The organism is Pseudomonas sp. URIL14HWK12:I5, assembly GCF_900176445.1.
GTDB classification, from domain to species: domain Bacteria; phylum Pseudomonadota; class Gammaproteobacteria; order Pseudomonadales; family Pseudomonadaceae; genus Aquipseudomonas; species Aquipseudomonas monteilii.
The window spans coordinates 374,767-394,930 of record NZ_FWXQ01000002.1 but is presented as its reverse complement, the minus strand read 5'-3'; the positions used below and the strand labels follow the sequence as shown (position 1 = coordinate 394,930).

The following is a 20,164-nucleotide window of genomic DNA, read 5'->3' as shown; positions in this document are numbered from 1 at the left end:
TGAACATGCGACCAGGCCGGCAAGGTCTTGCTTGTACGCAAAGAGGCACTGGAATGGTCGCTGCCCGGCGGCAACATCGACCCTTGGGAAACCCAGCTTGAAGCCGCACGCCGTAAGCTGCAGGAAGAAACCTGCTTGCCGCTTAGCGATGCCCAGTTTCTGGGCCATCACGTGCTTCAAGCAGCAGAGCACTGGGTGTACCGGATGGCTGTACCCTCGTCCCGGGTTCCCCAGCCATCACACGAGACAGTGGAGTGTCGCTGGTTCCTGATTCAGGAGGTGTCGCAACTCCAGGTAAAACCGAGCAACCTCGAGCTGCTCCGGCGTGAAGGTTTCATCGCTGTCAAAGGGTGATTCATCGGTCGCCCCCCGCCGGGCTGGGCCCGGCAGGTATACCGCGATAGCGCCTGCGTCAGGCAAGCGCCTCACGGCTGTGTTGACCGTCTACCAACCGCTGCAGGCCTAGCGGGTTAGCGTTTTTCAGGGCATCGGGCAGCAGCGCGTCCGGGTAGTCCTGGTAGCACACCGGGCGCAGGAACCGGTCGATGGCCAGGGTGCCGACCGAGGTACCACGGGCATCGGAAGTGGCTGGGTAAGGCCCGCCATGTACCATGGCATCGCATACTTCGACACCGGTCGGGTAGCCGTTGACCAACAGGCGCCCCGCCTTGCGCTGCAGAACCGGCACCAGCGCAGCAAAGCGCTGGAAGTCTTCCGGCTCGGCAATGAGGGTGGCGGTCAGTTGCCCGTGCAGGGCTTGCAGAGCGCGACGCAGTTCGGCTTCGTCGGCCACTTCGACCACCACCGTGGCAGGCCCGAATACCTCCTCCTGAAGCAACGCATCGCCGTTGAGCAGCAGGCTCACATCGGCCTGGAACAGCTGGGCGTGGGCCTGGTCGCCGGCCTGTTCGGCGCCGGCCAGGTGGCGTACGCCCGGGTGCTGGTGCAGGCGCTGCACACCGCTGGCATAACTGCGCAAGGTACCGGCATTGAGCATGGTCTGCGCGGGCTGGTCTGCCAGTTGCGCGCCCAGTACCGCAACGAAGGCGCTGAACGCTTCGCCAGCGATGCCGATGACCAGCCCGGGGTTGGTGCAGAACTGCCCGCAACCCAGCACCACCGAGGCGACCAGTTCCTTGGCCACCTGCTCGCCACGGGCCTGCAACGCCGCGGGCAACACCAGCACCGGGTTGATGCTGCTCATTTCAGCGAACACCGGGATCGGTTGCGGGCGCGCCGCCGCCAGGTCGCACAGGGCACGGCCGCCCTTGAGCGAACCGGTAAAACCCACGGCCTGGATCGCCGGGTGGCGTACCAGCGCTTCGCCGACACCGGCACCGTAGATCATGTTGAACACACCAGCTGGCATGCCGGTGGCTACCGCTGCACGCTCGACGGCCTCGGCTACCCGCTCGGCAGTGGCCATATGGCCGCTGTGCGCCTTGACCACGACCGGGCAGCCGGCAGCCAGCGCTGCTGCGGTGTCACCGCCGGCGGTGGAGAAAGCCAGTGGGAAGTTGCTGGCGCCGAACACGGCCACCGGACCAACACCGGTACGGTACTGGCGCAGGTCAGGGCGTGGCAGCGGTTGGCGCTGTGGCTGCGCGCGATCAATGCGCGCCCCCAGGTAGTCGCCACGGCGCAGCACCTTGGCGAACAGGCGCATCTGGTTGCTGGTACGGCCACGCTCGCCCTGAATGCGCCCAGCCGGCAACGCGGTCTCGCGGCACACGGTGGCGACGAAGGTATCGTCCAGCGCATCCAGCTGCTCGGCAATGGCATCAAGAAACTGCGCGCGGCGCTCTGGCACCAAGGCGTTGTACTCGGCAAATGCCGCTTCGGCGGCCTGTGCCGCGGCAGCCACTTCCTCAGGGGTGGCCTGGGCAAAGGCTATAGGCAATGCTTCGCCGGTGCGCGCATCGAGGCTGTGCAGGCGCACACTGCCGGCAGCACTGCGCTGGCCGCCAATGAAGTTGCTTCCAGACATGGTTGACTCCTGTAACAAAAGAAAGAGGGCGCAAGGGCGCATGGCAGTCGGTCAGCGATCCCAGCTTCATTGACTGACCGGCGACTCGTTCAAAGGCTTTTCACCAGGCCCGGGCGAACCTGCCCGGACGCTGCTGCAATGCCGTTGCGCAGCGGCTGGCCAAAGGCGTCAAGGCTGACCTCGAAGGTATCGCCCGGGCGGGCCTGGATGCCGTCGGCAAACGACAGCGTGGCGGTGCCGAAATAGTGCACATGGATATCGCCAGCACGCAGGAACTGGGCGTACTTGAAATGATGGAACTCAAGGTTCTCGAAGCTGTGGCACATGTTCTGCTCGCCCGAAAGAAACGGCTTGCTCCACAGTTCCTGGCCATCTCGCAAGATGCGGCTGGTGCCTTCCAGATGGGCCGGTAAAGCACCCAGGCGCAGCTCTGGGCCGAAGCTGCAGGCGCGCAGCTTGGAGTGCGCCAGGTACAGGTAATTGCGCCGTTCCATGACATGGTCGGAGAACTCGTTGCCCAGGGCGTAGCCGAGGCGGTAAGGCGTGCCGTCGGCACCGATCAGGTACAGCCCGACCAGCTCTGGCTCCTCGCCCGCATCTTCGGCAAAGGCCGGCAGCGGCAGGTCGGCGCCGGGGCGCACGACGATGCCGCCATCGCCTTTGTAGAACCACTCCGGCTGCGCCCCCTCTTCACCCGCTGGCGGTCGCCCGCCCTCCAGGCCCCACTGGAACATGCGCATACTGTCGGTCACGGCACCTTCGGCTTGCTGCTGGTGCATCTTGTCGCGCGTGGCCGCGCTGCCCAGATGGGTAAGCCCGGTACCGGTCACCAGGCAGTGAGCCGGGTCCGGATGGTCCAGCGGTGGCAACACACGGCCTTCGGCCAACAGGGCCAAGTAGTCGTGGCGCTCGCCCAGGCCTGCGGCCTGTACTTCGCTGGCCAGGTCACGGCCGGCGGCAATGGCCTGCAACGCCAGTTCACGTGTGCTGTTGGCGCCCAATACTTCAAGGGCGTACTCGCCTTCCACCACGCCCACACGGCGCTGGCCGCCAGCGGTTTCGAATTGAATCAGTCGCATGCTTGTGCTCGCTTATCGGTTGCAAGGATTAGCGGGAGGCCTAGCCCGCCCGCGTGGAAGCCAGGCGCTGGCGGCGCTCCAGGCGGTTGTAGACCACGCCCGTGAGCAACACCCCGCACAGCATCACCAGCGCCAGGAAATACAGGCCCGACGACAGCTGCCCGGTGTATTCCTTGAGCGCGCCGATGCCGAACGGGCCAAGGTAGCCGCCGAGGTTGCCGATCGAGTTGATCAAGGCGATGCCCGCCGCCGCGCTGGCACCGGAGAAGAACCGCCCCGGCAGCGTCCAGAAGATGGCCGTGCAGGAGAACAGCGCGAACGCCACCAGGCACAGCGCGGCCAACTGCAGCACAGGCATGGTCAGCCAGGCGCTGAAGAACAGGCCGATGGCACCCAGTGCGTACAGCAGGCCAAGGTGGCCGTAGCGATCGTTCAGGCGGTCGGAGCTGCGTGGCACGATCAACAGGCCGATGATGCCGAACAGGTAAGGCACCGCCGAGACAAAACCGGTGACCAGGTCACTGCCGCCAAACTGGTGGATCAACGTGGGCAGCCACAGGCCCAGGCCATAAATGCTCAGGGTCATTGGCAAGTAGAACAGCGCCAGCAACAGCACCCGGCCATCTTTCAGGGCATGCAGCGGGTTGCCATGACGGGTCTGGCCGAACTCGCGCAGGTCGTTGGCCAACTGCTCCTGCAGCCAGTTGCGTTGCTCGTCGCTGAGCCAGCGCACCTTGGCAGGCCCGTCCGGTAGCAGGCGCAGTGTGGGCCATGCCAACAACACCGCCGGCGTGCCGATGCTGATGAACAGCCACTGCCAGCCATGCAGGCCGTAGATGCCCTCAAGCCCCAACAGCGCGCCGGACAACGGCCCGGTGACCAGCATGGCCAGTGGCTGCGAGAGGATGAAGAAGCCCAGGATCTTGCCGCGGTGGCGCACCGGGTACCACTGGGTGATGTAGTACAGCACGCCAGGGAAGAAGCCCGCCTCGGCCGCCCCCAGCAAGAAGCGCATCACGTAGAAGCCGTTAGGCCCGGTGACAAACGCCATGCCAACGGTGATCGCGCCCCAGGTTACCAGGATGCGGGCGAACCACCGACGTGCGCCAAAGCGGTCAAGCAACAGATTGCTGGGCACCTCGAACAGAAAATAACCGATGAAGAACAGCCCGGCGCCAAGGCCATAGGCAGCGTCACCCAGGCCGATGTCGGCGCCCATGTGCAGCTTGGCAAAGCCCACCGCCGAGCGATCGACATAGGCCACCAGGTAAAGCAGAACCAGAAAAGGGATGAGTTTCAGTGTGATCAGGCGGACGAGCCGCTGCTCCTGAATCATGGCGATGTCTCCAATTGTTCTTGTAATGGGCACAGCACCTGGCCGGGGCTTTATGGCAGACCTCTAACCTGGCGAAACGATCATATAGTATTACTATTTAGAACAACAAGCCTTCACAGATGCCTTTTTAGCCGGTAGAGTCAGCCATATAACGACAAATAGTAATACTAATTAGGTGTCCCGCCATGTCTGATAAACAACACCCCCTGCGCTCTGCCCAATGGTTTGGTACCGCCGACAAGAACGGCTTCATGTACCGCAGCTGGATGAAGAACCAGGGCATCCCGGACCACGAATTCCAGGGCAAGCCGATCATTGGCATCTGCAACACCTGGTCGGAGCTGACCCCGTGCAACGCCCACTTCCGCAAGATTGCCGAGCACGTAAAAAAGGGCGTGCTGGAGGCTGGCGGCTTCCCGGTGGAGTTCCCGGTGTTCTCCAGCGGCGAGTCCAACCTGCGCCCCACTGCCATGCTCACCCGCAACCTGGCGAGCATGGATGTGGAAGAAGCGATTCGCGGCAACCCGGTAGACGCCGTGGTGCTGCTGACCGGCTGCGACAAGACCACCCCGGCGCTGCTGATGGGCGCTGCGAGCTGCGACGTGCCAGCGATCGTGGTCACCGGTGGGCCGATGCTCAACGGCAAGCACAAAGGCAAGGACATTGGCGCCGGCACCATCGTCTGGCAGATGCACGAGGCCTATAAAGCCGGCCAGATCGACCTCAACGAGTTCCTCTCGGCCGAGGCCGGCATGTCGCGCTCGGCGGGCACCTGCAACACCATGGGCACCGCGTCGACCATGGCCTGCATGGCCGAGGCGCTGGGCACTTCGCTGCCGCACAACGCCGCCATCCCGGCGGTGGATTCACGGCGCTATGTACTCGCCCACCTGTCGGGCATGCGCATTGTCGACATGGTCCGCGAAGACCTGCGCCTCTCGAAGATCCTCACCCGCGAAGCTTTTGAGAACGCCATCCGCGTCAACGCCGCCATTGGTGGTTCGACCAACGCCGTGATCCACCTGAAGGCGATTGCCGGCCGCATTGGCGTAGACCTGCAACTGGAAGACTGGACCCGCGTCGGCCGTGGCACCCCGACCTTGGTCGACCTGCAGCCCTCGGGCCGCTTCCTGATGGAAGAGTTCTACTACGCTGGCGGCCTGCCGGCGGTCATCCGTCGCCTGGGCGAACACGGCCTGCTGCCCAACCCAACCGCGCTGACCGCCAATGGCAAGAGCCTGTGGGACAACTGCCAGGCCGCGCCGCTGTATGACGAAGAAGTCATCCGCCCGATCGACAAACCGCTGGTGGCCGAAGGCGGCATCTGCATCCTGCGCGGCAACCTGGCGCCCAAGGGCGCGGTACTCAAGCCATCGGCGGCAACACCGGCACTGATGCAGCACCGTGGCCGCGCCGTAGTGTTTGAAAACTTCGAGGACTACAAGGCACGCATCAACGACCCTGAGCTGGAGGTGGACGCCAACTCGGTGCTGGTGATGAAGTACTGTGGGCCCAAGGGCTACCCGGGCATGGCCGAGGTCGGCAACATGGGCTTGCCCGCCAAGCTGCTGGCCCAAGGCGTGACCGACATGGTGCGTATTTCCGACGCCCGCATGAGCGGCACGGCCTACGGCACCGTGGTGCTGCACGTGGCGCCCGAGGCGGCGGCGGGCGGGCCATTGGCAGTGGTACGCGAAGGTGACTGGATCGAGCTGGATTGCAAGGAAGGCCGGCTGCACCTGGACATTTGCGCCGAGGAACTGGCCGGCCGCCTGGCCGACCTGCAAGCCCCGCCGCAGTTGATCAGCGGCGGTTATGCGAAGTTGTACCTGGACCACGTGATGCAGGCGGATGAAGGGTGCGACTTCGACTTCCTGGTCGGTTGCCGTGGCGCGGCAGTGCCCAAGCATTCGCACTGAGGCTGAGGGTGGTGGGGGCTTCAAAGGGTTTGGCTGTGGATACTTTGCGCCTGTGAGATCGAGCGCCGCCCGCGCGGCGCATCGCGAGCTGCGCTCGCTCCTACGTTTGTTTCGGGCCAATTATTCCTGTGGGATTTGCGCGCGTACGCCTTGGCGCATGGCTCGATATCACGTCGTACAAACAAGGCGGTCGCGCGCGCCTGTCACAGGCGTTACTGGCCCGAAACAAACGTAGGAGCGAGCGCAGCTCGCGATGCGCCGCGCGGGCGGCGCTCGATCTCATCGGCGCTGCACATGCCACGTCGAACCACCTGCCGCCCAAACATCTCAAAACAGCGCCCCCCCGAACACAGGGCCGCCCCTCACCCACTAATGCTATGATGCCCACCCCGCCCGAAGGACCACCCGCGCCCCCCATGAACTACCGCCAGCCCACCACGCGCAAAAGCATGCATGCCACCCTGGTCCAGGACCTCGGCCTGCAAATCGTATCCGGCCAACTCGCACCTGGGCAAAAGCTGCCCTCCGAAGCCAGCCTGTGCGAAAGCTACGCCATCAGCCGGCCGGTGTTTCGCGAAGCGATGCGCGCCCTTACCGCCAAGGGCCTGGTCGAAGCCCGCCCGCGTGTCGGCACCCTGGTGCGGCCCCGCCATGACTGGCACATGCTCGACCCCGACGTGCTGCACTGGCTGATGCAGGCCACCCCGCAGAAAGACTTCTTCAACACCTTGTCCAGCGTACGCTGGGTCATCGAACCCGCCGCCGCCGCACTGGCCGCCACCAACGCCACTGCCGAGGATGTCGAGTCGATCGGCGAGGCCTACCAGCGCATGGAAGCCGCGCGAACCCATGAAGAGCGCCTGCAACCCGACCTGGACTTCCACGCCCGCATCGCCGACGCCACCCACAACGACTTGCTGGCCTACCTGTGCAACATGCTGTCGATGGCCCTGCGCGAATCGGTGCGCTATTCCAACCAGCGGCCGAACTTTGATCAGCTCGCCCTGCCCCGGCACAAGGCGATTCTTACGGCTATCCAGAACGGCGACGCGCTCGGGGCGCGGCATGCATCGCTGGTACAGCTTGAAGATGCACGCGTGGCGTTGAGCAAGGTGTTGGGGCAAGACCCTACGAGTTGAAATTCAACCTGTAGCCCACGGGATCGGCGGCTCCCCACGCGTGGGATGGATCGATGGGCGCTGGCGGTCCTTGTAGCAGGCAATCTTCTGCACGAAGACTTCCGGCGCGGGTCAGTTTCGAGGCCTGTCATGTTCGGCACGTTACAACAAATGTGGGAGCGAGTTTGCCCCGCGAAGCGCCGTGAGGGCGGCGCTAGATGTCAGCAGCCCCACACGACTCAAGGCAGGCGCATGCAGGCCACTGATCAATCCCCGAAAGCCCTCTGGAAACTGAAGAAAAAGTCGGCGTAATCGTCAGATCTCAAGATTTTGTGAGCTCAGTGAAGAAAATCTCGTCGCTCAAGATAAAACTGAAGGAAATGGCCTTTCTGGAAAACCATGACGCCGTCTACAAGGCCGTGGAGCAAGCACGTTCCAGAGGCACATCAAAATCCACAGGAACTCACGCACGTCTAGCCATATCCCCCAGTTCCGACCTCCTCCATGAAGTCCGCAAGATACGCCTCAACCCGCGCATGCCGCTCAGCCGCAAGGCGAGCGCCTTCACAGGTTTTAAAGCCTGAAGCAAGCTTGAGCAGCTTGGTATGGAAGTGCTCGATCGCATAAGTCGTGTCCTGATATTCCCGACCCAGTGCAGCGGGGTTCTCGAAATCGTACAGCGCCGAGCCCATGCCCCCGGATACGTAAAAGCACCGAGCGATACCCACTGCACCGATGGCGTCCAGGCGATCACTGTCCTGGAGAATTCTGGCCTCAAGGGTGAGTGGTTCGATGCCTGCCGAGTAGCTGTGGGTTTTGATTGCATGCGCTACCTGCTCGATTCGCTGCGTGGGCCATCCCATATCAGCCAGGATTGACGTCGCCTTCTGTGCCGACAGCGTTGACGCCTGCCCGCGCAAGGGCGAGTTCTTTTCTACTGCGACACAGTCATGCAGCAGAACCGCTGCAAGCAGCACTTCCAGGTCGCCGCCTTCTACATGCTGTATCCGTTGCGCGTTGACCCACACGCGATAGATGTGGGACAGGTCGTGGGAGCCGTCTGGGTGGTCAGCGGGTAAATGCTTCAGTAAGTCAGCAGCCAAATGCTGGAAAGGGGCAAAAGCTTCGTTAGTCATCGTGGGTACGTTCCACTATCATCGTGAGGCATCAAATTGACACTACCTCAGCAGTTTGCAGACAAGGCGAACCGCATGGTGCGTCTGGTATACCCAATCTTGAACGGGTTGCTGGCATGCGGGATGGCTGGACCGGGGTTGCGCAGCTAAACCAATAAGGTACCCGCTACCTTTCAAGCCTTGCGATCAAGGCCGCATCAGAGGCTCGATGCCGATCCATTTCTTCACCGGGTGATAAAAAGCTGCAGCGGCGGGATCTCCATCTTGCGCCCCTGCACCTGCAGGCTGCCCAGGTGAATGGTCCACTTGGAGTCGGCGTTCAGCTTGTCCGTCTGGAAGATTACATAAGCCGAGCCCTAGCGTTTGTTGTTGGTGAGCTTGGGAATGAGCCGGTGCACTTCATCGCTGTTGATGTCGTACGGCGATGGCCTGGCAGCACGCTCAGTCACAGACGGAAAGTCGTTGATATCGTTGGGGCCCACGTACACCTCGGGCCGTGCATTCAGGCGCGAGCCGTCTTAAAAGGTGATGTAGGCCTGACGGCTGTCGTAGAGCACCGGGATTGGCGCTTCGCCACGTTTGGAATCTGTCGACGGGCGCTGGCGGTCCTTGTTGTAGGCGATCATCTGCACGAAGAATTCCGGGCGTGGGTATTCCTCGCCCGCGACTTTCAGCCCAATCAATAGCACTTGCCAGCAGAGCCCGGCCGGCTCCAATACCACGCGAGACAGGGTCTACCCCCATCTGAAAAACCTCAACGACATCTGGCTCAGCTTCTGACGATTTGCACCACACCAAACCACAAGGCTCGCCGTGTTGAAAAGCAAAAAACGCCTGTGCGCCGGGAGATGTTGCCGCAGCAGCGATACGGGCCTCCCAATCATCGTAGCTTCTAATTGCCTCACGCTCGTAGGTACTTGCGAACGCATCCGGTGACTCACGCAGGGCCCGCAAACGCAGACTCCGATAAAGCCGCCACTCATTTGCGGCTATGGGGCGAACAAACACGATATTACCTCCAGCTGTTTTCCTCCCGTCAGCCGGAGCGCTGGCTTGCAGGGGCTGCGCATACCTCATTTCATATTATTCCCACCTCTTCCCCTAATCTCGTCCATTCTGGCTTATGGTCTACGCGCAACACGGAATTTTCCTACGCTCTTTCACATTTTTTCTGAAGAAAGTAAGGTGTTGGGCATCTCTGAAAGAGGCGAAAGCGGTCATCCGCCCTTCGCATACTCCTGACGCAAGGAAGCTGCTCGTGCCCACCCCTACCACTTCAACGCCAAACACAAAACCGCACGGGCTTTTGGCATCGGAGCGGCTGGAGCCAGGCTCCGTTTACACACGAGACGACCTTAGGGCGCTTTTCGAGATAACAGATGCCACGCTCAACACCGGCATATTTCGGCCTAAGGGATTAAACTCCGTTTGGCTGTTCATCACCGAGCATAAAACATCCGATAGAACTCAGTACGAAGATGCGTTGGAAGGCGATACCCTCCACATGCAAGGCCAACCCATGGGGCGAACCGATGCACTCATTTCGGACCACCGCCAGCTCGGGCTGGAGCTACTTCTCTTCTATCGGAAAGCAAAGTACGAATATCCACACGCCGGCTTTAAGTACGAAGGTATCTTCACCTACCAGCAACATTCTGGCAGCGCTCCTACCTCCTTTGTATTGAATCGCAATCAGGCTAAGGCAGATGAAGCGCTGTCAGCCAAGATCGAGCAGCAGCTCAGCACCCAAGGCGAGTTCAACCCCGAAGACCTCAGTGATGCACGCACACGCACAGTATCGTCCATCGTCGGTAGACGGGGTCAGCCTCAATTCAGAAAGCAATTGCTAAAGGCCTACCAAGGACGATGTGCCATCACCGCCTGCTCGTTACAGCAGGTGCTGGAGGCCGCTCATATCCACCCCTACCTAGGCGATGCAACGAATGTCGTATCCAATGGCCTGTTGCTCAGAGCCGATGTGCATACTCTATTCGACTTAGGTTTGTTGTGGGTCAACCCAGATGATTTGCGAATCGAGATATCCGAGATGCTGAGGGATAGCGAGTATGAATCAATCGAAGGGCAAGCGCTGTACTTACCGGAGAATGAGGCAGAGCGCCCGAGTCGCCTGGCGCTTGAGTTTCGATTCAACTCTATTGCCAATCGTTAATCAGGCTCACGTGAGACATAGCATTGTCGAGATACAAACGTGCAGCCAATTCATGATCGCCGCGCCATCGGAGATCGGGGAACTGAGCGTTAGCCGAGCAAACTGATGCTTCGAGCTGACCTCGTACAATACCGCCTCCATCGCCGAATCGCTCAGCCCAAACCAGTTTTGGTAAGTGAATGCGCAGGATCATTTCCATTTGATAAAGGTATGACGCCACCGAACTTTGCATAGTGCGGTGCGATCAACGCGACCAACCCAATCGACGGCACGTCCTACTCCATCTCATACTGGAACCGTACAGCACGCACAGAAAACTGCCGCCCATAAAAAAATCCAGTCACCGCTAGGTGACTGGATTTTTTAGGGATTTTTGGTCGGGACGGAGTGATTCGAACACTCGACCCCTTGCACCCCATGCAAGTGCGCTACCGGGCTGCGCTACGCCCCGACTACATTCTCATAACCTCTGAGAACGATGAAGAATCTAACCTAACTCTCTGATAAATGAAAGCTTTTTCTCAAAAAAATTTCCATTCATCAGAAAACGCCCAGCTCACTTCTTCAAAACCACCAACACATCCTCCAATTCAACAATCATCTGCCGAATCAGCTGCTTGTACTGGCTCGATTCATCCTTAGCCTCATCACTTGAGAGCCGCAACCGCGCCCCGCCAATGGTGAACCCCTGGTCATAAAGCAGCGCACGAATCTGGCGGATCATCAGCACATCCTGCCGCTGGTAGTACCGCCGGTTCCCCCGCCGCTTCACAGGGTTAAGCTGGTCGAACTCCTGCTCCCAATACCGCAGCACGTGCGGTTTTACCGCACAAAGCTCACTCACCTCACCAATGGTGAAGTACCTTTTGCCCGGTATGGGGGGCAGTTCGTCGTTATGGCTTGGTTCCAGCATAGGCCTCAACCCGGGCCTTCAACTTCTGCCCTGGACGAAAGGTGACGACGCGCCGTGCAGTGATCGGGATTTCTTCCCCAGTCTTGGGGTTGCGGCCCGGCCGCTGGCGTTTGTCGCGGAGGTCGAAGTTGCCGAAACCGGACAGCTTCACCTGCTCGTTCTCTTCAAGTGCGTGCCGAATTTCTTCGAAAAACAGCTCGACCAGCTCCTTGGCCTCACGCTTGTTAAGCCCCAGCTCCTCGTACAGCCTTTCGGCCATCTCAGCTTTCGTCAGAGCACCCATGCCGTTATTTCCTTAACGTGGTGTTCAACCTTTGTTCGAGCGAGGTGAGGATGTTTTGCAGGGTAGTGTTCACCTCATCGTCGTTAAGAGTGCGCGATGGATGCTGCCAGGTCAAGCCGACGGCAAGGCTTTTTCTATCAGGATCAATGCCTTTACCTTGGTAGACATCAAACAGCCTGAGGTCTGTGAGCCATTCGCCTGCATTGTCACGAATTAATTCAAGCACCGCGCTGGAAGCTACATCACGTCCTGCAATCAACGCCAGGTCACGACGGGTTTCCGGGAACTTGGACAGTTCGCTGAATTTCGGCAGGCGGCCTTCGACCACGTCGCCCAGCACCAGCTCGAACAGGAACACCGGGCGGTCCAGGTCCAGGGCTTTGGCAAGCTCTGGGTGGATGGCGCCGAGGTAGCCGACCAGTTTGCCGTCGCGCTCAATGGCGGCGGTTTGGCCAGGGTGCAGGGCGGGGTGTTTACCGGCGCTGAAGGTGAAGTCGCTCAGGGCGCCGGAGTAGCCCAGCAGGGCTTCCACGTCGGCTTTAACGTCGAAGAAGTCGACGCCATCGCGGCCGTTGGCCCAGCCTTCTGGCAGGCGGCTGCCGGTGATAACGCCGGCAATCATTGGCTGCTGTTGCAGGTCACCCAGCTGGCCGACGAAGCGCAGGCCGCTTTCGAACAGGCGCACGCGGTCTTGCTGGCGGTTCAGGTTGTGCTGCAGCGCCTTGACCAGGCCCGGCCACAGGGATGCGCGCATGGCGGCCATGTCGCTGGAGATGGGGTTGGCCAGCAGCAGCGGCTCTACGCCCGGGCTGAACAGTTCGAACAGTTTCGGGTCGATGAAGCTGTAGGTGATGGCTTCCTGATAGCCGCGGGCAACCAGCAGGCGGCGCAGGGTCGGCAGGTCACCGCGGGTTTCCGGCTTGCCTTGTGGGGCCAAGCGGGCTTGCGGGTAACGTACCGGCAGGTTGTTGTAACCGTACAGGCGGGCCAGCTCTTCGATCAGGTCCACTTCCAGGCTGATGTCGAAGCGGTGGCTTGGCACGGTGACGGTCCACTGCCCTTCCCCGTTCTTGGTCGTGGTCAGTTCCAGGGCGTTGAGCAGTTGCTCGACCTGCGCTGGGTCCATTTGCATGCCGAGCATCTGGGTGATGCGTTCGTCGCGCAGGGTGACCGGGGCCACGCTTGGCAGGTGCTGTTCGCTGACGGCTTCGACGACCGGGCCGGCTTCGCCGCCGACGATGTCCAGCAGCAGCTGAGTGGCGCGCTCCATGGCTTCGCGGGCCAGCTGCGAGTCCACGCCGCGCTCGTAGCGGTGCGAGGCGTCGGTGTGCAGGCCGTAGGAACGGGCTTTACCGGCGACGGAGATCGGCTCGAAGAAGGCGCTTTCGAGGAACAGGTCGCGGGTTTTTTCAGTGTTCACACCGCTGTGCTCGCCACCCATGACGCCGGCGATGGCCAGGGCGCGGGTGTGGTCGGCGATCACCAGGGTGTCGGCGCGCAGGGCCACTTCCTGGCCGTCGAGCAGGACGAGCTTCTCGCCCTCTTCGGCCATGCGTACGCGGATGCCGCCGTTGATTTCTGCCAGGTCGAAGGCGTGCATCGGCTGGCCGAGTTCGAGCATCACGTAGTTGGTGATGTCGACGGCGGCGTCGATGCTGCGCACGTCGCTGCGGCGCAGGCGTTCGACCATCCACAGTGGGGTCGGCTTGCTCAGGTCGACGTTGCGGATGACGCGGCCCAGGTAACGTGGGCAGGCAGCCGGGGCGCTGACTTCGACCGGGCGCACTTCGTCGTGGGCAGCCGGTACGGCTGGCACTACCGGGCGGGTGACCGGGGTGTCGTACAGGGCGCTGACGTCGCGGGCCAGGCCGGCGATGGACAGGCAGTCACCGCGGTTGGGGGTGAGGCCGATTTCGATGCTGGCGTCGTCCAGGCTCAGGTACTGGCGAATGTCTTCGCCAACCGGGGCGTCGGCAGCCAGCTCGAGCAGGCCGTCGTTCTCTTCGCTGATCTGCAGCTCGGCAGCCGAGCACAGCATGCCGAAGGACTCGACGCCGCGCAGCTTGGCCTTCTTGATCTTGAAGTCGCCCGGCAGTTCGGCGCCGATCATGGCGAACGGGATCTTGATGCCTGGGCGGGCGTTAGGGGCGCCGCACACGACCTGGAAGGTTTCCTGGCCGTTGCTTACCTGGCACACGCGCAGCTTGTCGGCGTCCGGGTGTTGTTCGGTGGCGAGGATTTCGCCCACGACGATGCCGCTGAACTGGCCGGCAGCGGGGGTAACGCTGTCGACTTCGAGGCCGGCCATGGACAGGCGGGCGACCAGTTCGTCACGGGAGACTTGCGGGTTTACCCAACCGCGCAGCCACTGTTCACTGAATTTCATGCTGTTCTCCTGAAAGTTGCGTCGGGCATTGACCTAGCGGAATTGCGCGAGGAAGCGCAGGTCGTTGTCGAAGAACAGACGCAAATCGTTGACGCCATAGCGCAGCATGGCCAGGCGCTCGGCGCCCATGCCGAAGGCGAAGCCCTGGAACTCTTCCGGGTCGATGCCAGACATGCGCAGCACGTTCGGGTGCACCATGCCGCAGCCCATCACTTCGAGCCAGCCGGTTTGCTTGCACACGCGGCAGCCATTGCCGGAACACATCACGCACTGGATGTCGACTTCGGCGGAGGGCTCGGTGAAGGGGAAGAACGATGGGCGGAAACGTACCGCCAGTTCTTTTTCGAAGAACACGCGCAGGAATTCTTCGATGGTGCCCTTGAGGTCGGCGAAGTTGATGTCGCGATCGATCAGCAGGCCTTCGACCTGGTGGAACATCGGCGAGTGGGTGATATCCGAGTCGCAGCGGTATACGCGGCCCGGGCACACAATGCGGATCGGCGGCTGGGTGGACTCCATGGTCCGCACCTGCACTGGCGAGGTGTGGGTGCGCAGCAGCATGTTGGCATTGAAGTAGAAGGTGTCGTGCATCGCCCGGGCCGGGTGGTGGCCGGGGATGTTGAGCGCTTCGAAGTTGTGGTAGTCGTCTTCCACCTCTGGGCCTTCGGCAATGCCGTAGCCGATGTGGGTGAAGAACTGCTCGATGCGCTCGAGTGTACGGGTGATCGGGTGCAGGCCACCGGTGGCCTGGCCACGGCCTGGCAGGGTGACGTCAATGCATTCGGCAGCCAGGCGAGCGCTGAGCTCGGCCTCTTCGAAGGCAGCCTTGCGGGCATTGAGCACAACGGTGACGCGCTCTTTGGCGTCGTTGATCAGCGCGCCGACTTTCGGGCGCTCTTCGGCTGGCAGGTTGCCCAGGGTCTTCATCACCTGGGTCAGTTCACCCTTCTTGCCGAGATAATTTACCCGGATCTGTTCCAGGGCATTGATGTCTTCAGCGCGCTCCACGGCCTCCAGGGCTTGAGAGACCAGCGCATCCAGGTTTTCCATGTACAGACTCCAGATACGAAAATAGGGGAAGAGCTTTGAAGGCTCTTCCCCTATCGATGACGTTCAATGCCCGACGGCGCTAGCGCCGCCGGGTGATTGCCTCGGGTACTTAAGCCAGAACGGCTTTAGCTTTCTCGACAATCGCAGCAAACGCCGCTTTTTCGTTCACTGCCAGATCGGCCAGAACCTTACGGTCGATTTCGATCGAAGCCTTTTTCAGGCCAGCAATCAGACGGCTGTAGGACAGACCGTTGGTGCGGGCACCGGCGTTGATACGAGCGATCCACAGTGCGCGGAACTGACGCTTCTTCTGACGACGGTCACGGTAGGCATATTGACCAGCCTTGATGACAGCCTGCTTGGCAACGCGGAATACGCGCGAGCGTGCACCGTAGTAGCCTTTAGCCAGTTTCAGAATTTTCTTGTGACGCTTACGAGCGATGACGCCACGCTTAACACGAGCCATGAGTAACTTCCTCTATCTAAACCAGAATTAACGTACGCGCAGCATGCGCTCGACTTTTGCCACGTCAGACGGGTGCAGCAGGCTGGCACCGCGCAGTTGACGCTTACGCTTGGTCGACATTTTGGTCAGGATGTGGCTCTTGAAAGCGTGCTTGTGCTTGAAGCCGGAAGCGGTCTTCAGGAAGCGCTTCGCAGCACCGCTCTTGGTTTTCATTTTTGGCATGTTGGAACTCCGCATTCGATAAAAATTACACAATAATCATCAGGCCTGCCGTGCCCGGGAGATTACTTCTTCTTTTTGGGGGCGATGACCATCATAAGCTGGCGTCCTTCCATCTTCGGATGCTGCTCAACGGCGCCGTATTCGGCGAGGTCAGCTTCGACCCGCTTCAACAGCTCCATGCCCAGCTCCTGGTGGGCCATCTCACGGCCGCGGAATCTCAGAGAGATCTTGGCCTTGTCCCCATCGGTAAGGAAACGTACCAGGTTGCGTAGTTTTACCTGGTAATCCCCTTCTTCCGTCCCTGGACGAAACTTGATTTCTTTGATCTGGATCTGCTTCTGGTTTTTCTTGGCTTCGTTGGCCTGCTTCTTCTTCTCGAAGAGGTGCTTGCCGTAGTCCATCACCTTGCAGACAGGCGGTACCGCGTCTGCAGAGATTTCCACCAGATCCAGCTTCGCTTCTTCAGCGATACGGAGCGCTTCATCAATCGAGACGATGCCAACCTGCTCGCCGTCTGCGCCAATTAACCGAACCTCGCGGGCCGAGATATTCTCGTTGATCGGGGCCTTCGGTACAGCACGCTTATCGTTTCTCATTTCACGCTTAATAGTCATTACTCCGATTCTTGGCGACCACGCCGGGAAACCGCTTGTGTCAGGAGCTCAGCGAACTGGGCGACGGGCATGGAGCCCAGGTCAGCGCCTTCGCGAGTACGCACAGCGACGGTTTGCGTTTCGACTTCGCGATCCCCTATAACCAAAAGGTACGGGACCTTGAGCAAAGTATGCTCGCGGATTTTAAAGCCGATCTTCTCATTTCTCAAGTCCGACTTGGCACGGAAACCGCTACCGTTCAGGGTATTTTCCACCTCAAGGGCGAAATCGGCCTGTTTGTCGGTGATGTTCAGGATCACAGCCTGGGTAGGTGCCAGCCAGGCCGGGAACACACCAGCATAGTGCTCGATCAGCATGCCGATGAAGCGCTCGAACGAACCAAGGATGGCGCGGTGCAGCATGACCGGGCGAACTCGGCTGTTATCTTCGGCGATATAGCTGGCATCCAGGCGCTCTGGCAGGTTCGGGTCGTACTGCAGGGTACCGCACTGCCAGTTACGGCCGAGGCAGTCGCGCAGGGTGAACTCGATTTTCGGGCCGTAGAAGGCGCCTTCGCCTGGCTGGTATTCCCACTCCAGGCCGGATTCGTTCAGGGCGTCGGCCAGCGCACCTTCGGCACGGTCCCACAGCTCTTCGGAGCCCACACGCTTGGCCGGGCGGGTCGACAGCTTCATGGCGATGTCGGTGAAGCCGAAATCCTTGTACACGTCCAGGGTCAGCTTGATGAAGTCGGCGGCTTCTTTCTTCACCTGTTCTTCGGTGCAGAAGATGTGCGCGTCGTCTTGCACGAAGCCACGCACGCGCATGATGCCGTGCAGGGCGCCGGACGGCTCGTTACGGTGGCAGGCACCGAACTCGGCCAGGCGCAGTGGCAGGTCGCGGTAGCTCTTCAGGCCCTGGTTGAACACCTGCACGTGGCACGGGCAGTTCATCGGTTTTACCGCGTAGTCACGGCTTTCCGACGAAGTGGTGAACATGTTTTCGGCGTAGTTGGACCAGTGCCCAGAACGCTCCCAGAGGATGCGGTCGACAACCTGCGGGGTCTTGATTTCCTGGTAGCCGTTGACGCGCTGAACCTGACGCATGTACTGCTCGAGTACCTGGTACACGGTCCAGCCGTTGGCGTGCCAGAACACCATGCCCGGGGCTTCTTCCTGCAGGTGGAACAGGTCGAGCTGCTTGCCGATCTTGCGGTGGTCGCGTTTTTCGGCTTCTTCGATGCGCTGGATGTACGCCGCCAGTTGCTTCTTGTCGGCCCAGGCGGTGCCGTACACGCGTTGCAGCTGCTCGTTCTTGGCATCGCCGCGCCAGTAGGCGCCGGACAGCTTGGTCAGTTTGAATGCCTTGAGGAAGCGGGTGTTCGGCACGTGCGGGCCGCGGCACATGTCGACGTATTCTTCGTGGTAGTACAGGCCCATGGCCTGTTCGTCCGGCATGTCTTCGACCAGGCGCAGCTTGTAGTCTTCGCCTCGGGCGGTGAACACGTCGATGACTTCGGCACGCGGGGTCACTTTCTTGACCACGTCGTAGTCTTTGTCGATCAGCTCCATCATGCGCTTTTCGATGGCGGCCATGTCTTCTGGGGTGAAGGGGCGCTCGTAGGCGATGTCGTAGTAGAAGCCTTCATCGATGACCGGGCCGATCACCATCTTGGCGGTCGGGTACAGCTGCTTCACGGCGTGGCCAACCAGGTGGGCACACGAGTGACGAATGATCTCCAGTCCCTCTGCATCTTTAGGGGTGATGATCTGCAGGGTGGCGTCGTGGCTGATCAGGTCGCAGGCGTCGACCAGCTTGCCGTCGACCTTGCCGGCCACGGTGGCCTTGGCCAGGCCGGCGCCGATGGATGCGGCGACTTCGGCTACGGATACGGCGTGATCAAACGAACGTTGACTGCCATCGGGAAGAGTAATAACGGGCATGGCGCCTCCTCTCCTAGTGGTGACCCCTACCAAAGGTCACGTGGGTTGGGATGAGCCAGTACAAGATCCGACCTGCCCTCCTTGAAGGAAGCCTGCCTCACAGTGGCAGAAGCCTTTCGGCTTGCGGGGGACGAACCAGAGTGACTGGAAAGAAAAAAGATAGCTGCAAGCTGAACGTTGTCAGCTGCAAGCCGGGCATGCTAGCACGCGGGTTGCACGCCAGGCAGAAATATTTGGAAATTACGGACTTCGGCTGAACTAACGCGGAAAAATTCCTATCAGACCTTGGGAAGCAACCTACTCTTGATGAGACCTTAACCCAAGGAGTAACTGGTTATGCGAGTTCCGTCTCTTCTGGCCCTGGCGGCCGCTGGGGCCCTGCTGCTGCCGATGGCGGCGAACGCTGGCAACTTCCCACCAGGCAAGGAAGCTGGCTACATGGCCCAGTGCACGCAAGTGGCCAGCGGCCAGGGCGTTGACGCCGCGACCGCGAAAAAACACTGCGACTGCGGCGCCCAGGCCATCAAAAAGAATTTCACCGACGCGGAGATTGCCGACCTCGACAGCAATGACGGCGTGGATGCCAAGCTGATGCAGAAGGCCCAGACGGTCGTTCAGCAGGCGTGCAAGCCGAAGAGCTGAAACCTTAAAGCCAGGGCAAGCCAGCCATTCTTTGAGCTGGATCAATATCCTGCGAAGGTAAAAGGCGCTAGATGCGCAGAATTAGACTATGATGTATCCCGTGCTCCGTAGCCTCGGCCGCATTGCACCACTGAAAAAACTAAATGTTCTGGAGATTCACCCATGTCCAATCGCCAACAAGGCACCGTCAAATGGTTCAATGATGAGAAAGGCTACGGCTTCATCACCCCAGCAGGCGGCGGCGACGACCTGTTCGTTCACTTCAAAGCCATCGAATCTGACGGCTTCAAGAGCCTGAAAGAAGGCCAGACTGTTTCCTTCGTCGCCGAGCGCGGCCAGAAGGGCATGCAGGCTGCGCAGGTTCGTCCGGAGTAATTCGGATAGCTGTAAAAAAACCCGCCCTGGTGGCGGGTTTTTTTATGGGTGTCGCACCCGCCTGTACAGCCCTTGCATCAACCGCAGTTAACGCGGGTGACCTTGCCTTGCTCGTCCACATTCAGGTTCAGGCGCTCGGAGCGGTACTCCAGGGTAACCACGTCGTGCGGCTTGAGAATACGTGCCATCTGCGAGCCACTGGCCTTGCGTGCCTGCTCCAGCAGCTCGGCACTGCCCTGCTTGCCAATGGCGAAGTCGGCGCCGCTGGCTTCGCAGCGGCCATCGTTACCGGCCGCCACCACGGGCGCCTTGCCGCCATCAGAACTACCGCCAGTGCTGCAACCAGCCAAGACAGCAGCCACCGCCAGGGTTGCCAACATTGCACGGGTACGGAACATGAAGCCTCCTAAATCGATCTGGGAACTGCCTGTTCCGACAGCTCCACCAAGAATTCGTTGCAAAACCGCGCAAGTCTGCCTGAACCGGGCGCCCTGAGCGAAAGGCAATCGTGACCGAATTTTACCAGTCAGCCGACGAGGCGCTTGG

At 60.8% G+C, this 20,164-nt stretch carries 18 protein-coding genes, 1 tRNA gene and 3 pseudogenes; 6 read left to right on the top strand and 16 right to left on the bottom strand.

Features of this window, described 5'->3' with window-relative positions; all coding sequences use genetic code 11:
* Positions 1 to 6 precede the first annotated feature (6 nt).
* A pseudogene (locus tag B9A31_RS06380) lies at positions 7 to 354 on the top strand (NUDIX domain-containing protein); the annotation flags it as partial.
* A 58-nt stretch (positions 355 to 412) separates the two neighbouring features.
* Here B9A31_RS06380 and B9A31_RS06375 read toward each other — a convergent pair.
* The 3 genes from B9A31_RS06375 to B9A31_RS06365 form a co-directional block, all read right to left on the bottom strand.
* Positions 413 to 1,987, bottom strand: coding sequence for an aldehyde dehydrogenase (NADP(+)) (locus B9A31_RS06375; RefSeq protein WP_025752747.1), 1,575 nt, complete (start codon positions 1,985 to 1,987; stop codon positions 413 to 415).
* An 89-nt stretch (positions 1,988 to 2,076) separates the two neighbouring features.
* Positions 2,077 to 3,066 (bottom strand): AraD1 family protein, encoded by a 990-nt coding sequence (gene araD1, locus B9A31_RS06370; RefSeq protein ID WP_016711231.1) that lies wholly within the window; start codon positions 3,064 to 3,066, stop codon positions 2,077 to 2,079.
* 40 nt (positions 3,067 to 3,106) lie between these two features.
* A complete protein-coding gene (locus tag B9A31_RS06365) occupies positions 3,107 to 4,402 on the bottom strand; it encodes an MFS transporter (RefSeq protein WP_084296743.1) in 1,296 nt (431 codons plus the stop codon).
* 185 nt (positions 4,403 to 4,587) lie between these two features.
* On the opposite strand from B9A31_RS06365, the gene B9A31_RS06360 reads away from it, so the two are divergent.
* Complete coding sequence (locus B9A31_RS06360; protein WP_027615004.1) at positions 4,588 to 6,321, top strand: IlvD/Edd family dehydratase; 1,734 nt, start codon at positions 4,588 to 4,590, stop codon at positions 6,319 to 6,321.
* A gap of 416 nt (positions 6,322 to 6,737) precedes the next feature.
* A complete protein-coding gene (locus B9A31_RS06355) occupies positions 6,738 to 7,460 on the top strand; it encodes a FadR/GntR family transcriptional regulator (protein ID WP_016711234.1) in 723 nt (240 codons plus the stop codon).
* Positions 7,461 to 7,912: 452 nt separating this feature from the next.
* Here B9A31_RS06355 and B9A31_RS06350 read toward each other — a convergent pair whose 3' ends face one another.
* The 3 genes and pseudogenes from B9A31_RS06350 to B9A31_RS06345 form a co-directional block, all read right to left on the bottom strand.
* Positions 7,913 to 8,575, bottom strand: coding sequence for an HD domain-containing protein (locus B9A31_RS06350; protein ID WP_025752749.1), 663 nt, complete (start codon positions 8,573 to 8,575; stop codon positions 7,913 to 7,915).
* 186 nt (positions 8,576 to 8,761) lie between these two features.
* Positions 8,762 to 9,237, bottom strand: a pseudogene (locus tag B9A31_RS27680) (hypothetical protein); the annotation flags it as partial.
* A 58-nt stretch (positions 9,238 to 9,295) separates the two neighbouring features.
* Positions 9,296 to 9,652 (bottom strand): annotated as a pseudogene (locus tag B9A31_RS06345) (hypothetical protein); the annotation flags it as partial.
* A 181-nt stretch (positions 9,653 to 9,833) separates the two neighbouring features.
* Here B9A31_RS06345 and B9A31_RS26930 point away from each other — a divergent pair.
* Positions 9,834 to 10,745 (top strand): HNH endonuclease, encoded by a 912-nt coding sequence (locus B9A31_RS26930; RefSeq protein ID WP_025752750.1) that lies wholly within the window; start codon positions 9,834 to 9,836, stop codon positions 10,743 to 10,745.
* A gap of 374 nt (positions 10,746 to 11,119) precedes the next feature.
* On the opposite strand, the gene B9A31_RS06335 is transcribed toward B9A31_RS26930, so the two are convergent.
* The 9 genes from B9A31_RS06335 to thrS all read right to left on the bottom strand — a co-directional run bounded on the left by B9A31_RS06335 (position 11,120) and on the right by thrS (position 18,601).
* Positions 11,120 to 11,196: transfer RNA gene (locus B9A31_RS06335), tRNA-Pro, on the bottom strand.
* 105 nt (positions 11,197 to 11,301) lie between these two features.
* Positions 11,302 to 11,658: a MerR family transcriptional regulator gene (locus tag B9A31_RS06330; RefSeq protein ID WP_003250681.1), complete on the bottom strand. Its 357-nt coding sequence runs from the start codon at positions 11,656 to 11,658 to the stop codon at positions 11,302 to 11,304.
* The gene (gene ihfA, locus B9A31_RS06325; RefSeq protein ID WP_003250679.1) at positions 11,639 to 11,941 is read right to left on the bottom strand and encodes an integration host factor subunit alpha; all 303 of its coding nucleotides are present in this window, start codon (positions 11,939 to 11,941) and stop codon (positions 11,639 to 11,641) included. The genes B9A31_RS06330 and ihfA overlap by 20 nt, the downstream gene beginning before the upstream one ends.
* 4 nt (positions 11,942 to 11,945) lie before the next feature.
* Positions 11,946 to 14,327, bottom strand: a complete 2,382-nt coding sequence (gene pheT, locus B9A31_RS06320; RefSeq protein WP_084296742.1) for a phenylalanine--tRNA ligase subunit beta — start codon at positions 14,325 to 14,327, stop codon at positions 11,946 to 11,948.
* Positions 14,328 to 14,360: 33 nt separating this feature from the next.
* A complete protein-coding gene (gene pheS / locus B9A31_RS06315) occupies positions 14,361 to 15,377 on the bottom strand; it encodes a phenylalanine--tRNA ligase subunit alpha (RefSeq protein WP_003250674.1) in 1,017 nt (338 codons plus the stop codon).
* Positions 15,378 to 15,486: 109 nt separating this feature from the next.
* On the bottom strand, positions 15,487 to 15,843 hold the full coding sequence (gene rplT / locus B9A31_RS06310) for a 50S ribosomal protein L20 (RefSeq protein ID WP_003250671.1): 357 nt from the start codon (positions 15,841 to 15,843) through the stop codon (positions 15,487 to 15,489).
* 27 nt (positions 15,844 to 15,870) lie between these two features.
* A complete protein-coding gene (gene rpmI / locus B9A31_RS06305) occupies positions 15,871 to 16,065 on the bottom strand; it encodes a 50S ribosomal protein L35 (RefSeq protein ID WP_003250667.1) in 195 nt (64 codons plus the stop codon).
* A gap of 62 nt (positions 16,066 to 16,127) precedes the next feature.
* Positions 16,128 to 16,679, bottom strand: a complete 552-nt coding sequence (infC, locus tag B9A31_RS06300) for a translation initiation factor IF-3 (RefSeq protein ID WP_016711338.1) — start codon at positions 16,677 to 16,679, stop codon at positions 16,128 to 16,130.
* Positions 16,679 to 18,601, bottom strand: coding sequence for a threonine--tRNA ligase (gene thrS, locus B9A31_RS06295; protein ID WP_027615006.1), 1,923 nt, complete (start codon positions 18,599 to 18,601; stop codon positions 16,679 to 16,681). The genes infC and thrS overlap by 1 nt, the downstream gene beginning before the upstream one ends.
* Before the next feature lie 336 nt (positions 18,602 to 18,937).
* Here thrS and B9A31_RS06290 point away from each other — a divergent pair, with 336 nt between their 5' ends.
* Both B9A31_RS06290 and B9A31_RS06285 read left to right on the top strand, forming a co-directional pair.
* Positions 18,938 to 19,243, top strand: coding sequence for a hypothetical protein (locus B9A31_RS06290; RefSeq protein WP_016711340.1), 306 nt, complete (start codon positions 18,938 to 18,940; stop codon positions 19,241 to 19,243).
* A gap of 162 nt (positions 19,244 to 19,405) precedes the next feature.
* Positions 19,406 to 19,618 carry a cold-shock protein gene (locus B9A31_RS06285; protein ID WP_003250656.1) on the top strand — a complete coding sequence of 71 codons (213 nt, stop codon included), beginning with the start codon at positions 19,406 to 19,408 and terminating at the stop codon, positions 19,616 to 19,618.
* Positions 19,619 to 19,695: 77 nt separating this feature from the next.
* Here the strand turns inward: B9A31_RS06285 and B9A31_RS06280 are convergent, their stop codons facing one another.
* Positions 19,696 to 20,016 carry an I78 family peptidase inhibitor gene (locus B9A31_RS06280; RefSeq protein WP_027615007.1) on the bottom strand — a complete coding sequence of 107 codons (321 nt, stop codon included), beginning with the start codon at positions 20,014 to 20,016 and terminating at the stop codon, positions 19,696 to 19,698.
* Between the last annotated feature and the right edge of the window lie 148 nt (positions 20,017 to 20,164).

What these genes read in the sequence shown, in the direction of transcription:
- rpmI (WP_003250667.1), bottom strand. Translation starts at nt 16,065, where the DNA reads ATGCCAAAAATGAAAACCAAGAGCGGTGCTGCGAAGCGCTTCCTGAAG.
- araD1 (WP_016711231.1), bottom strand. Translation starts at nt 3,066, where the DNA reads ATGCGACTGATTCAATTCGAAACCGCTGGCGGCCAGCGCCGTGTGGGC.
- infC (WP_016711338.1), bottom strand. Translation starts at nt 16,679, where the DNA reads ATGACTATTAAGCGTGAAATGAGAAACGATAAGCGTGCTGTACCGAAG.
- B9A31_RS06285 (WP_003250656.1), top strand. Translation starts at nt 19,406, where the DNA reads ATGTCCAATCGCCAACAAGGCACCGTCAAATGGTTCAATGATGAGAAA.
- thrS (WP_027615006.1), bottom strand. Translation starts at nt 18,601, where the DNA reads ATGCCCGTTATTACTCTTCCCGATGGCAGTCAACGTTCGTTTGATCAC.
- B9A31_RS06350 (WP_025752749.1), bottom strand. Translation starts at nt 8,575, where the DNA reads ATGACTAACGAAGCTTTTGCCCCTTTCCAGCATTTGGCTGCTGACTTA.
- rplT (WP_003250671.1), bottom strand. Translation starts at nt 15,843, where the DNA reads ATGGCTCGTGTTAAGCGTGGCGTCATCGCTCGTAAGCGTCACAAGAAA.
- B9A31_RS06375 (WP_025752747.1), bottom strand. Translation starts at nt 1,987, where the DNA reads ATGTCTGGAAGCAACTTCATTGGCGGCCAGCGCAGTGCTGCCGGCAGT.
- B9A31_RS06290 (WP_016711340.1), top strand. Translation starts at nt 18,938, where the DNA reads ATGCGAGTTCCGTCTCTTCTGGCCCTGGCGGCCGCTGGGGCCCTGCTG.
- pheT (WP_084296742.1), bottom strand. Translation starts at nt 14,327, where the DNA reads ATGAAATTCAGTGAACAGTGGCTGCGCGGTTGGGTAAACCCGCAAGTC.
- B9A31_RS06330 (WP_003250681.1), bottom strand. Translation starts at nt 11,658, where the DNA reads ATGCTGGAACCAAGCCATAACGACGAACTGCCCCCCATACCGGGCAAA.
- B9A31_RS06280 (WP_027615007.1), bottom strand. Translation starts at nt 20,016, where the DNA reads ATGTTCCGTACCCGTGCAATGTTGGCAACCCTGGCGGTGGCTGCTGTC.
- pheS (WP_003250674.1), bottom strand. Translation starts at nt 15,377, where the DNA reads ATGGAAAACCTGGATGCGCTGGTCTCTCAAGCCCTGGAGGCCGTGGAG.
- B9A31_RS06365 (WP_084296743.1), bottom strand. Translation starts at nt 4,402, where the DNA reads ATGATTCAGGAGCAGCGGCTCGTCCGCCTGATCACACTGAAACTCATC.
- ihfA (WP_003250679.1), bottom strand. Translation starts at nt 11,941, where the DNA reads ATGGGTGCTCTGACGAAAGCTGAGATGGCCGAAAGGCTGTACGAGGAG.
- B9A31_RS06360 (WP_027615004.1), top strand. Translation starts at nt 4,588, where the DNA reads ATGTCTGATAAACAACACCCCCTGCGCTCTGCCCAATGGTTTGGTACC.
- B9A31_RS06355 (WP_016711234.1), top strand. Translation starts at nt 6,738, where the DNA reads ATGAACTACCGCCAGCCCACCACGCGCAAAAGCATGCATGCCACCCTG.